This window comes from Weizmannia sp. FSL K6-3076 (assembly GCF_038007245.1).
In the GTDB taxonomy this organism is placed as follows: Bacteria; Bacillota; Bacilli; order Bacillales; family Bacillaceae_C; genus Weizmannia; species Weizmannia faecalis.
This window is the reverse complement of sequence record NZ_JBBOWU010000001.1, coordinates 1,043,969-1,056,599: the sequence shown is the minus strand read 5'-3', so window position 1 is coordinate 1,056,599 and position 12,631 is coordinate 1,043,969. Positions and strand designations below refer to the sequence as shown.

At 46.6% G+C, this 12,631-nt stretch carries 12 protein-coding genes; 2 read left to right on the top strand and 10 right to left on the bottom strand.

The genetic code is table 11. The annotated features are described in order from the left end of the window. Positions 1 to 40: 40 nt before the first annotated feature. Entirely contained in the window at positions 41 to 2,032 is a 1,992-nt protein-coding gene (locus NSS95_RS04750) for an acetoacetate--CoA ligase (RefSeq protein ID WP_104851330.1), read from the bottom strand. A 274-nt stretch (positions 2,033 to 2,306) separates the two neighbouring features. Here NSS95_RS04750 and NSS95_RS04745 point away from each other — a divergent pair, with 274 nt between their 5' ends. After that, complete coding sequence (locus tag NSS95_RS04745; protein WP_026684074.1) at positions 2,307 to 2,501, top strand: hypothetical protein; 195 nt, start codon at positions 2,307 to 2,309, stop codon at positions 2,499 to 2,501. Positions 2,502 to 2,560: 59 nt separating this feature from the next. Here the strand turns inward: NSS95_RS04745 and NSS95_RS04740 are convergent, their stop codons facing one another. The 3 genes from NSS95_RS04740 to NSS95_RS04730 form a co-directional block, all read right to left on the bottom strand. Continuing rightward, positions 2,561 to 2,803, bottom strand: coding sequence for a YkuS family protein (locus tag NSS95_RS04740; RefSeq protein WP_014095682.1), 243 nt, complete (start codon positions 2,801 to 2,803; stop codon positions 2,561 to 2,563). A 328-nt stretch (positions 2,804 to 3,131) separates the two neighbouring features. Then, on the bottom strand, positions 3,132 to 4,943 hold the full coding sequence (locus NSS95_RS04735) for a M3 family oligoendopeptidase (protein WP_340713816.1): 1,812 nt from the start codon (positions 4,941 to 4,943) through the stop codon (positions 3,132 to 3,134). Positions 4,944 to 5,124: 181 nt separating this feature from the next. Then, the gene (locus NSS95_RS04730) at positions 5,125 to 6,465 is read right to left on the bottom strand and encodes a C1 family peptidase (protein WP_340713815.1); all 1,341 of its coding nucleotides are present in this window, start codon (positions 6,463 to 6,465) and stop codon (positions 5,125 to 5,127) included. A gap of 231 nt (positions 6,466 to 6,696) precedes the next feature. On the opposite strand from NSS95_RS04730, the gene NSS95_RS04725 reads away from it, so the two are divergent. Continuing rightward, positions 6,697 to 6,882, top strand: coding sequence for a hypothetical protein (locus NSS95_RS04725; protein ID WP_340713814.1), 186 nt, complete (start codon positions 6,697 to 6,699; stop codon positions 6,880 to 6,882). A 365-nt stretch (positions 6,883 to 7,247) separates the two neighbouring features. Here NSS95_RS04725 and NSS95_RS04720 read toward each other — a convergent pair whose 3' ends face one another. From NSS95_RS04720 to NSS95_RS04695, 6 genes are all read right to left on the bottom strand, one after another. After that, the gene (locus NSS95_RS04720; RefSeq protein WP_017554202.1) at positions 7,248 to 7,337 is read right to left on the bottom strand and encodes an archaellin/type IV pilin N-terminal domain-containing protein; all 90 of its coding nucleotides are present in this window, start codon (positions 7,335 to 7,337) and stop codon (positions 7,248 to 7,250) included. Positions 7,338 to 7,413: 76 nt separating this feature from the next. After that, positions 7,414 to 8,664 carry an ABC transporter permease gene (locus NSS95_RS04715; RefSeq protein ID WP_014095686.1) on the bottom strand — a complete coding sequence of 417 codons (1,251 nt, stop codon included), beginning with the start codon at positions 8,662 to 8,664 and terminating at the stop codon, positions 7,414 to 7,416. Continuing rightward, positions 8,657 to 9,556 (bottom strand): ABC transporter ATP-binding protein, encoded by a 900-nt coding sequence (locus NSS95_RS04710; protein WP_014095687.1) that lies wholly within the window; start codon positions 9,554 to 9,556, stop codon positions 8,657 to 8,659. The genes NSS95_RS04715 and NSS95_RS04710 overlap by 8 nt, the downstream gene beginning before the upstream one ends. A gap of 407 nt (positions 9,557 to 9,963) precedes the next feature. Beyond that, the gene (locus NSS95_RS04705) at positions 9,964 to 10,725 is read right to left on the bottom strand and encodes an SDR family oxidoreductase (protein WP_026684067.1); all 762 of its coding nucleotides are present in this window, start codon (positions 10,723 to 10,725) and stop codon (positions 9,964 to 9,966) included. Between the two features lie 217 nt (positions 10,726 to 10,942). Then, on the bottom strand, positions 10,943 to 11,125 hold the full coding sequence (locus tag NSS95_RS04700) for a hypothetical protein (protein WP_225620979.1): 183 nt from the start codon (positions 11,123 to 11,125) through the stop codon (positions 10,943 to 10,945). Positions 11,126 to 11,592: 467 nt separating this feature from the next. Continuing rightward, entirely contained in the window at positions 11,593 to 12,468 is an 876-nt protein-coding gene (locus NSS95_RS04695; RefSeq protein ID WP_014095690.1) for an ROK family protein, read from the bottom strand. Between the last annotated feature and the right edge of the window lie 163 nt (positions 12,469 to 12,631).

The following is a 12,631-nucleotide window of genomic DNA, read 5'->3' as shown; positions in this document are numbered from 1 at the left end:
AAAAAAACCAGGATGCCTGATGAAGCAGGCATCCTGGTTTTTACTTTGTTTCAGTTTTCTGATCGTTTAGCGTTTGGGCGAGTTCAATAAAGAAGTCAAGTGCTTCTGGATTGGCCATTGAACCCCTGTTCACCACTTTATCGACCGGGAAGCCGAGCAAAATTTTACGGATCGGGACTTCCAGTTTCTTTCCGCTCAATGTTTTTGGGATTTGTTCAACTTCATAAATTTCATCCGGGACAAAGCGTGGCGAAACTTTCGCCCGGATTTCGGTTTTGATGCGGTTTTTTAACGTATCATCCAAATGCCGGCCTTGCTTCAGGACGACAAATAGCGGCATGAACGATTGCCTGCCGAGATGTTCAAGGTCGATGACAAGGCTCTCGATAATTTCATCAATGCCTTCGACCGCCCGGTAAATTTCGCTCGTGCCCATGCGAACGCCTTGGCGGTTAATTGTGGAATCGGAGCGGCCGTAAATGACACATCTGCCTTTTTCGTCGATTTTGATCCAGTCCCCGTGCCGCCATACCCCAGGATAGACATCAAAATAACTTTCAAAGTAACGTTTGTTGCCTTCATCCCCCCAAAAATACAGCGGCATTGACGGCATCGGATCGCAAATTACCAGTTCCCCGACTTCATTCACAACCGGTTTGCCTTCCTCGTCAAATGCCTGAATATTTGCACCCAGCCCGCGCGTCTGAATTTCGCCGGCATGAACCGGCAAAACAGGCGAGCCGCCGACAAATGCGGTGCAAAGGTCCGTCCCCCCGCTTGTCGAAACGACCCATAAATCCTCTTTGACATTTTCATAACACCAAATGAAACCTTCCGCCGTAAGCGGGGATCCCGTTGACAAAATTGCCTTGAGATGGGATAAATCGTGTTTTTCCTTCGGCTTGATGCCGGATTTCATGCACACACTAATGTACCCGGCACTTGTACCGAAGTGGGTCATGCCGGTTTTTTCCGCCAAGTCCCATAATGCATCCATAGTCGGGTATGCCGGGCTGCCATCGTACAGGACAACCGTAGCCCCGGCCAGCAAGTTGCCGATTACAAGATTCCACATCATCCAACCGGTTGTGGTGAACCAAAAATACACATCATCCGGCTCCACCCCTTGTTCGACTTTTAAAATTTTCAAGTGTTCCAAAAGGATGCCACCCTGTCCCTGGACGATCGGTTTCGGCAGGCCGGTTGTGCCGGATGAAAATAAAATCCACAGCGGGTGATCCAACGGTACAGGTTCAAACGCGAGTTCAGCTTCTTCTTTCAGCACTTCCTTAAAGGAGATCGTGCTGCTGTCCGGTTTTATCTCGCCAAAATCCATATAAGGCACCACGATTGTTTTCTTTAACGTTGGAAGGGCCGCCTGAAGTTCCGTGATGTTTTTTCGTTTGTCAAAAATTTTTCCGTTATAGGAATAGCCATCAACCGCGAATAAAACAGCCGGTTCGATTTGTTTAAACCGCTCAATGACGCTCTCATTGCCAAAGTCCGGGGAACACGATGACCAGACCGCGCCAATGGAGGCACATGCTAGGAAAGCGATCACCGTTTCCGGCATACTTGGCATATATGCCACCACCCGGTCTCCTTTTTGGACGCCAAGTTTTTTCAGGTACTGCGCCGTCTTTGCTGTTTTTTCCTTCAGTTCCTGCCAGCTGACTTCCCTTTGGCGGACGGTTTCCGATTGGAAAATGAGCGCAGGCTTATGCTTTCTGCTGTTTCGGAAAACGTGCTCGGCGTAGTTGAGCGTAGACCCGGTGAACCATTCGGCGCCAGGCATTGTCCTCGATTTCAAGACTTGTTCATACGGCGTATGGGATATGACACCACAGTATTCCCAAATGCTTTTCCAAAACGGTTCCAGCTGATCCACGGACCATTTCCAAAGATCCTGGTGGTGCTGAAATGTTAAACCGTATTCTTTTTCCAACCATTTACGGTAACGGGTAACCCCTGCTTTTTCAATCCGCTCCCTTGACGGCTGCCATAATAATGCCCCTTCTGTGACCGTCTTCACTCGAGTTCCTCCCCATCTGCGTGATGTATTTTGTAAGCGTTATCTTTTACTATTTTACCAAGACATGAAATATTTCGTCAACGAATGAAAAGGCGGTTTGAAGAAGATGGGAGAAAGCCCGGTACGCTTCTTGTCTCGTTTTGGTGCACACGGCAATGTTCTTGACGCTTCGCTTTTCCTTTTACAGAAAAAGGTCGGCCGCCACCATTTGGACAAGCGGCTGTATAAAACCTTCCCGGATACATATGCTATTGGCTGTACAGGAGGTGATTTTATGGCAAATCAGAAGAACAACAACCAGCAAAACAAAAATAACATTGCGGAAGATGTAAAAAATACGGCAGGTGCCGCTTTTCATGCTGTCCATAAAGGGCTGGAAACGACAGAAGATGTGGCGATGAACGCTGTGGATGCAACTTCAAATGCAGTCAACAATGTGACGGGCGGATCGCAAAACAATAAAAAATAAAAAGTGCCGGGAAATGGGCGCTTTTTGCAAATGTAAAAGGCCGGGGGTATCCCGGCCTTTTACATTCTGCTCGCCACTTCTTTTACAATATCTTCAGCAGACATGCCTTTTGCATCAATGACAGGCGCCTTTGTCATCGTGTCATTGATCCCCATTGCGTTCATCTCGCTGCCGGTTACAACACAGCAGTCACAACCTTGTACATCTTGTTCGTTCTTAATGGTTTTCACTTCATATCCTTTATCGCGCAGCGCTTCCTGGACATTTGTCAAAGCCTCTTCTACACCGATTATTACAGCCATGGTTAACACCTCCCTCTTTTTTATCGTACCCATCTGATTTTAGAAAAAACATGTTTTTTCCCCGGCCGCAGACGGATGCTTTTTATTTTATAATGGTGCTGAGAATCCGGTTGATTTCTGTATCATGTCTCCCGGTTTTACTGAAATAGCCGATATCTTTTTGGCACACGTCAATTCCCGTGCGGCGGCAGCAAAAATATTTTTGTGTTCTTCCGCTTTTCATTTGTATATTTAAAAATCCTCTCCGCATTTTTGAATACATTCATCATGCCCCGTATTGAAAAGCCGCACAGTTTTGCCAACTGTGCGGCTTTTTTGGCGTGCGCCTTTACTTGCCGAGCAATTCGTCCGAAAGCCGGATAAATTCGCGGGCATCTTCTGCCATAAGGTTAATGCCGGCTGCCCAGAAGTCCGGTTTTGTCAGATCAACGCCAAGATGTTTTTTAGCAAGATCTTCCACCTTCATCCGGCCGGTATCGCGCAAAAGGGCAATATATTTGTCTTCAAAGCCATCTGGATTCTTCAAAAATTCGGCGTAAATGCCAAGGCTGAATAAATAACCGAATGTGTACGGAAAGTTGTAGAACGGCACATCGTCAATAAAGAAGTGGAGCTTGCTGCACCAGAAATGCGGGTGGTAGCCGGACAAGCTGCCGGCATACGCTTCTTTTTGCGCCTTTTCCATCAGTTCATTGAGCCTTTGTTCGGACACAATGCCTTTTGAACGCTCTTCGTAAAAACTTTTTTCAAACAGGAAGCGGGCATGGATGTTTAAAAACATAGCCGTTGCATTTTCAAGCTTTGCATTTAATAAAGAAACTTTTTCTTCCTTTGACTTTGCATTGGCGACAGTCGCATTGCCGATGATCGTTTCTGCAAAGGTGCTCGCCGTTTCGGCCACGTTCATCGCGTATTCGCGGTTCAAACGCGGCAAATCGCGCATGACATGGCTGTGGAAGGCGTGGCCAAGTTCGTGCGCCAACGTGCTTGCATCATTTGTGGAGCCGGTAAATGTCATAAAAATCCGCGACTCTTCAAACTCCGGCAGACTGGTACAATAGCCGCCCGGGCGTTTATTCGGCCGGTCTTCCGCCTCTACCCAGCGGTTTTCAAGGGCGTGTTTCGCAAATGCAGACAGTTTCGGCCCGAAAGAAGCAAAATGTTGGATGACAAAATCGCACGCTTCATCATATGTAAATCGGGCCGGTTTCATATCGCCGAGTGCAACCGGCGCATCAACATCCTGCCAGCCGAGTTTTTCCATCCCGAAAATTTTTGCTTTTTGGTTGAGAAAGTCGACAAACGGCTGCTTGTTTTCAGAAACGGCTTTCCACATCGCATGAAGCGTGTCTTCAGACATCCGGTTGTATTCAAGCGGCTCTTCGAGAAAAGACTTCCTGCCATGGGCTTTTTGCAGCGTAATCCGGTACCCGTCCAGGTGGTTGAGCGTATCGGCAAAAACCGGCGCATATTTTTCCCATGCCGCTTCCCAGTTTTCGAACATCTGTTTGCGCACTTCCGGATCCGGGTCGGCATACATCCGGTTCATCGCCTGGCCGACGGATAAGGATACCGTCTTGCCTTCTTTGTCCGTAAACGGGATTGTCATAACGGAAACAGCTGTGTCATACAATCTGCTCCAGCCGGCCAGCCCGTCCTGGTTGAGATCGGCAATCAGCTTTTCCTCTTCTTCCGACAAGAGCCGTTTTCCTTCATCGCGCGTTTCATTGAGGGCAAAGGAGACTTCGCTCAATTCCTTGTCCTGTAAAAACTTTTTCCAGTCTTCGTCCGAAATGGCCACCAGTTTTTTCTGAAAAGTGGTCCCGAGCTTTTGCATCTCGCTGTACAAATCCATGATTTGGCCCATCACGACATTTGCATAGTCATCATCCATATAGGCATCATGCCACATTTGCACAAATGTCGCAGACTGGCTGAGCCCTTTTTCGATCTCTTCCTGTTTTTTCAGGATGGCTTTAAACGGCTCCGGAGACGGGTCTTTCGAAAATGCCCATCCGTCGAGTCGGCTTTTGTATTGCCCGATTTCTTCTTTCAGCCCGCGCAGTTTTTCCTGCAATTCCGGCGATTTTGTGCCGCCCGGAATAACGGCATCCAGATCCCAAGTATTCTTATATTTCATATTTGCAACTCCTTTCTTTCTTCCATTTTACAGGGTACCGCACAAAATACCAATATATTTACAATCACGGTAAAAAATTTCAGGGCCGGATCTTTTTTTGGGGGAATGTTTTGCATTTTTAAAACGCCAAGTGGGCATTTGCATACTTAAAAGGCGCGGCTATATCAACCGCGCCTTTTGTTTAATGCATCCAGGCAAGAGACCCCATCGGATCCCAAGGTTTCAGGGCGATCGGATCTTGTTCCCATGCTTTTTGCAAATCCTCTGGCAAATATTTTTTGTCAATGACGATTTGGTACGTATATTCATCCATCCAGGCGTCACTCATGACAAAATAACCGTCTTTGCCCACTTTTTCACCCCAGCTGTTTTCCACTTTCCATCTGTCCGGTTTGCCGTCAACGAGGTTGACACCGGTCAATACCATTGCGTGCGTCATCACGCTGTCTTTATAATCGAGCCGTTCCGCTTTGGTCATGCTGAACGAAAATCCGAAAGCTTTTTCCAAATCGAAAAGGCTGGTATCCATGATGCCTTCATTCCGGTCTGATGACGCGGCAACATCACAGCCGAACCAGACGCTACGGTTATCCTTCAGCTGTTTTACGGCCAGCGATTTAAAGGTTTCGATATCAACATTTAAATATTTGACCGGTTTGCCGCCAACCACATTGCCCAAATACTGCACCGTATACGTTTTGCCGTACGGTTTGTCGCTTGTTGGCGCATTGATAATGCTGATGTATTGGTCGAGATCAAATCCGACGTATTTCTCAAAAAATGCCTGTGGTGTAATGTTTTGCTCGCGATGGAACAGTTTGTCGGTATCGCGGAATTCAAAATCAAACGTCTTCGGCGGCTCACCGAGTGCAAAGGCCAGCAATTTGTAAACTTCTGCAAGCATGCCTTCTTTCGCCTGCCGCAATTCTTCTTCCGGCTGCCCTGCTGCGTGCAATTTTCTCAGTTTCACCGCGTTTTCGCGGAGTTTGGCATTCAAAAGCGAATTAAGTTCGCGTGAGCTGCTGCTGTTATACGTTTCCGGCATGACCTGTTTCGGCACAACGCCGTATTTTTTAATGAGCGCGACGAGCATATCCCACTGTCCGCCGTCCTGCTGCGGGGTTTCAAGCAGCCAGGAAATGAGCCGTCCTTCCACAGGTTCGTCTGCGGTTTCCATCATTGTTTCCAGGAAGTAATTGGCTTTTTCAAATTTGTCCCAGAAAAACGTATAGTTTTGTGAAAGCTCAAAGTCTTTCAATCTGAATTTGGCATTCAACTTATGCGTAAACGTGTTTAAGGCGGCAAACATCCAGCAGCGCCCGCTTTGTTTCTGGTTTGATACTTTCCCCGTTTCAATTTCGTGGGAGAATACGTGATTCATAGAAACAACAGCATCATTGTTGATTGCCGCGGCCTTTATCCCGTTTTTCATCATTGCATTTTGAATCACTTTGTTTTGCGGCAGTTCGCGGATTTGTCGGGAAAACCGCTCCGCCATTTCCCGTGTAATGTCTTTTGCCATTTAAATCTTCCTTTCCATTAAGTTCTTTTTTATTATACGCCTTTTTCAATCAGATAAGACAATTTTGCGTTTTGGAAAAGCATGCCTTTCTGAAACGGGACACGGTTCGGTGATTTTTCCTTTGCATTTCCGCTGTGCGGTGAGGAAGGGTTTTTCGTCCGCTTCTTTCACACGTTTTTCGAAATTATGGTATGCTGTTTTACGAGAAAGACTCAAACGGGGTGATGGCAGATGAGTGAAGAAAAGGATTATAAAACAAAAGGTTATGATACAAGTATTGTTTATGATTATAAAGAAATGCCCGACGTCCATCCGGGCCGCTGTGACAATTGTGGTTACAGCCACTTCAAGTCATCGGTCAAACATGGCGTGTTTTTGCGTGAATGCCGGAGATGCGGGATGAAAAAGAGCATTTAACAGGCAAAAGCGGACTTCCTGCAAATGGGAAATCCGCTTTCTTCAATTTAGCATCCGGGGCAGTCGGAATGATTTACGCAAATTCAGCTGCATCAAAATCGCCATTCGCAGAGATAAACCGCTCCCGTCTTCCTATTTCGCAGCATGGCTGTGAGCGTTCTGTTTTCGGAAAATTCACCCAAATTCACGGACGTTTCCGTACGTCTTTAAAGAGTTGCATACACATCCGGATGGGGCCTTAGCACAAGCAGAAGCGCCTGTTCGTTCCGGTGCGTATCTTGTCTTTCAACACGCAATCCTTGCCGCCGAGTCATAAAAAATTTTGGGCAGCCCGGACCTTTATCGCTCATCTATGTAATACGGCTTTATTTGCTGAACCAAATAAAGTAACCGGCAAGCACCACGACGATAAGAAAAAGCACAATGGTACCAAAGACGACTCTTTTTGATTTCAAAATAAAACGCTCCCCTCTGCACGGACTTTCAGTTACATTCAGTTTACCCATCGAGGGGAGAATTCAAACGGCAGGGTTAGCCTTCTTTTGACATTTGCAGCGCCTTCAGAATGTTTTTCAACGAATTGCTTTTGCCGTAAAGCAGCACGCCGCCGCGGTAGATGCGCGCACCTGCTATCGCCATGAACACAATCGTGACAACCATGACCGCAACGCCCGAAAGCCCGGCCCACACCGGCAAGTCGAGCATGCCCACCCGCAAAAACATCAGCATCGGTGTAAAAAACGGAATGTACGACAGAACGGTAATATAGCTGGCAGAAGGATTTCCAAGCCCGGCCATCGCAAGGAAGAACCCGATCATGACAAGAAACGTCATCGGCATCATCATCTGCTGGGCATCTTCAATCCGGCTGACAAGCGAGCCGAGAAAAGCTGCCAAAGTGGCATACAGCAAATATCCGAGCAGGAAAAACACCACAGCGTACACAATCGTTGACATCTTTATATCCGAAAATCCAAATACAGAAAAAAAGCCGCCCGTCAAGTGATTGATATTTTGTTTGATGGTCGCGTATGCTGCGGCAAGGAGCACCGCCATCTGTGTCAAACCGAGCAGGGCGCCGCTGATGATTTTCGCAAACATCTGCTGCACTGGCGGGACGCTCGAAATTAAGATTTCCATTACCCGTGAAGCTTTTTCAGTCGCCACTTCCATTCCGACTGCACTGGCGTAAAAAATGACCGCGAAATAAATCGCAAACAGCAAAATATAGACAAGCCCCCTCGCCTGCGCCAGTTCTGCTTCGGATTTTGCATCCCGCTCCAGATTGATGCTCTTAAAGGATGCGGGGCTGTTTAAAAGTGAAAGCTCTGCAGAAGAAAGCTTCAGTTTTCCTGCCGCCATATTGCTTTTTACAGCCTGCAGCGCCTGCTCCAAACTGTCCGTAGTCCCGGTATCGGCAAGATTCGGGGCTTTATAGACTGCTTTCGGCATGCCAGCTGCGTCAAGCGATAAAACAACATACCCTTCATATTTTTCCTTTAATACTTCTTTCCGCAACGCACTTTCGCTTTTTTCGGCCTGCACAAGCCGGATATCTTTATCAACGGTTTTTAATTGCTGCTTAAGCGGCCCGTACAGCGTGTTCGTCTCATCCAAAACCGCAACCTTTTTCTGCTTGCTGCCGGCAAACATATCGATCATCCGGTTTATGTTTCCCATCAGCAGGACAGCAACAAGCAAAATAGCCGTCGTGATCACAAAGGATTTTGTTTTTAGTTTTGACATGTAGGCATGACCGATTAAAATGCCGAACCTATTCATAGGAAGCCCCCACCTTTTCTATGAAAATATCGTTTAGAGATGGTTCTTCAAGCGCAAACTTGCGGATGAAACCTTTTCCGTTGATTTCATCTAAAATTTTTTGCGCCGCTTCCATCCGGTCAATTTGCAGCTCTGCCCCGAGCGCCGTTTTCTTAAATCGGACGACCCCCGGGAAGGCACGTAAAAATGCCAGATCAAAATCAGCATGGATCACGACATTTTGTTTCCCAAATGCACGTTTGACCGCTCTCAGTTCACCATGCACAACCGGGCTGCCATGATGCATAATGCACAAATGCTCACAAAGTTCTTCAACATGTTCCATCCGGTGGCTTGAAAACACAATGGTCGCGCCCTGATCCCGCAGTTCTGCGACCGCTGTTTTTAACGTTTCCACATTGACCGGGTCAAGGCCGCTGAAGGGCTCATCTAAAATCAGCAGCTTCGGCTTATGTAGAACAGCAGCGATAAACTGGATCTTCTGCTGGTTTCCTTTTGACAGTTCTTCCACCCGTTTATCCAAATATTCTTCGACATGAAAACGGCCAAGCCAGTATTTTAGTTCTTTCACCGCATCCTGCTTGCCCATCCCGCGCAGCCGTGCAAGATAAACAAGCTGGTCTTTTACTTTTAATTTTGGATACAGCCCGCGTTCTTCCGGCAGATACCCGATTTCTGGGCTCAATGTGTAATCCATTTTGCGCCCGTTCCAGGAGATGTTTCCTTCATTCGGCTTTAATAGACCAAGGATCATCCGGAAAGTCGTCGTTTTTCCTGCTCCGTTTGCCCCTAAAAACCCGAACAGCTCCTTTTCCGGGATCATTAACGACAAATCGTTTACCGCTGTAAACGCGCCAAATTTTTTCGTCACATGTTCCAACACCAAGGACATGATTTCCCCTCCTTTGTTCGTACTTACGCAAACCGGCAGGAAAAGTTTCAAAAGTCTGCAGGAAATTTCCCCTGATGATCCATACATTTTAAAAAAGCAGCTTTTTCAATGACTTGTTACTACCCATTTGATGGATGAGTTTTTATAAATTTTCAGTCATATAAAGAAAAATTACCGCTCATCATCATGCAAATTGGTGCCCGGGCTTGATGCAAACTGAAGTTCATTTTATATATAAGTTGAACTAATATTACTACTTCTTTATGTATAGCCAGAAGCAATGTTCAGCTGATTTTGGTGCGAAAAATTTAAGTTCATTTTTATATAGCTGGCTTTGTACATTTGCCAAACAGTGTTTTCAAAAAAAGCAGCGGGTTTTTCTATATTTTCCCGCCGCTTTTTTGAAATTAATAAGCCGTCCACCCAGCATCTGCCGTAATCACGGCACCATTTACGAAGGAAGCATCGTCTGAAGCAAGGAACAGGGCGATAGTCGCAATTTCTTCGGGTTTTCCGCTCCTCGGGTTGATTGCCGACCCGGACATTGCCCGCTCAAGCCCGAAAGCATTTGGCTCGCTCATGGTTGTGCCGATATTCGTTTCCACCCCGCCTGGCGCAATCGCATTGCAGCGGATGCCTTTCAGTGCATATTGAAAACCGACGTTTTTTGTCAACCCGATCACCGCATGTTTGGACGCCGTATAAGCGGCGCCAGCCCGCGATCCGTTCAGCCCGCCGACAGAAGCAACATTGACAATGACGCCGTTTCCTTTTTCAATAAAGATCGGGAGTGACTTCCGGATCGTGCGCATCGGCCCGGTTGTGTTGACAGCAAACACTTTTTCCCACAGGGCGTCTGTCAGATCCCCAGCCGGCACCATATTATCCATGATCCCCGCATTATTGACAAGAATATCGAGTGTTCCATACTCTTTCACGGCGGTATCAATCAAATGTTGCACATCTTCTTCGCTCGCCACATTGGCCTGGACTGCCAGAGCTTTGCCTCCTGCAGCTTCTATTTCAGCAACCGTCTGCTGCACACCTTCCAAATTGAGGTCGGATGCCACCACTTTTGCTCCTTCTTTTGCGTAAAGCGCTGCAATCGCCTTGCCCATACCAGAGGCAGCGCCTGTTACAACCGCAACTTTTCCATCCAGTTTTGCCATAATCCCCTCTCCTTTCTGAATGCGCTTTCAAGTATTCGTGAATGCGCTCACAAATATTATATCCTATCACTATTCATCTTCCAACTTTAAAGATGAACCTAAGTTGTGAAAGTTAAATAGAAGTTAAAATTGAAAAATTCCCCCAAACTTTGGGTAATATCGGGTAAGAACCAAGGTACTTCTCTTGCCTTGCAGAAAGACTAGAAGGTAGCTTCGATTAGTCTTCTTCTGCGACAGAAAAAGTATTATCAAATGAAATGACAGACACTTTTTTCCCATTTTTTTCATAGATGGTCATAGCACCTTCCCGGTCAATTTGCTTCCATCCGCACCACTGGATTTCCTTCCGATAAACATAGGGGAGCCCGTTCACTTCACTTGCTTCCCACCATTTATACATTTCTACGGACTGTTTATCCTTTACAAGCTTTGCGCTTACAGGAATAGGAAAACCAAAAACTTTGCTGATTGCCGGAAAGCAAAGGCATAGATCCCTGCAGCCAGCAATAGCAGTAAAACAAAAGTTAACACATATTTCCGTTTCTTTATCAAAAAGACTCCCCCTGTATTAGACGAAAATTCAGAATCATATTTATTATAACTTATTCATTCTTTCCGGTCGAGAAACTCTAGGTTTCAGCTACCTCACCGTATTGTTAGGTTTTCAGATTTATTTTTTGGTAGCGCGGCACGAACAGAACAGGGACCTGGCAAAAGTTTTTGATTCAGTCTTTATGCAGGCTCCAAATAAAACTTCATCGTCTTTATGAAGAAAATATACATAAAAAAACGCCAGCCACTCCCTCGATTTATGCCGATTTAAATCGAAAAATCGGAGAAGCAGCCAGCACTCAGCTAAATTTTGTTTTATAATTTACCTGTTTCATATGCCTGTTTTCCGAGCAAAATCGCCCCTGTAATGCCGGCGTCGTTGCCAAGGCCCGGGGACGTAATATATTCGGACAGCGGTTCAGGCAGCTTGATATAACCGTTGATCAGCTCGGTCAGTTTTTTGTGTATCAGCGGGAACAATTGCTGTTGGTGCATCACGCCGCCGCCCATGATGATTTTTTTCGGCGACACAATTAGAATGTATTGCATGAGCGCCTGTGCCAGATAATCTGCCTCCATTTCCCAGACTTCCGGACGGTCCGAGAGTTCTTTTCCTTTCTGCCCCCACCGCGCTTCGATTGCCGGCCCGGCTGCGAGTCCTTCGAGGCAGTCATGATGGAAAGGGCATGCCCCTTCAAAATGATCATCCGGGTGGCGGCGCAAAAGAATATGCCCCATTTCCGGGTGCGACCATCCTTCAAGGAGATTGCCTTTTACAACGGCTCCAGCTCCGATACCGGTACCGACCGTGATGTACAGGCAGCTGTCTAGCCCTTTGGCCGCGCCAAGCACCGACTCCCCGAGCGCCGCCCCGTTCACATCTGTCGTAAAACCGGCCGGAACGCCCAATGCTTTCTCTATCGTTTGCTTAATGGGATAATTTTGCCAGGCCGTTTTCGGTGTTGTTGTAATGTATCCATATGTATCACTTTCCGGATTGACGTCAATCGGCCCAAATGAGGCAATGCCGATTGCTTTTGTCTCGAACTGTGAAAAAAACGCGATTACATCTTTCACCGTTTCTTCCGGATCGCGCGTCGGGAACTCAACCCTTTCCTGAATTTTCCCTGTTTCATCTCCCGTTGCACAAACAAATTTTGTACCGCCTGCTTCCACTCCGCCAAAAAGCATGGTGATTCCCCCTCAATAAAATTGGTTTGAATGGCCTCTCCGTTCATAATGGAGAGGTAAATATCTCTCATTCTAGTATACCGTTTTCTTCAATTGAGTTAAGTGTTTATATATCGGAACCCGCATAAAATGTGACAAATTTGTTTCTCATTTTTTTCTCATT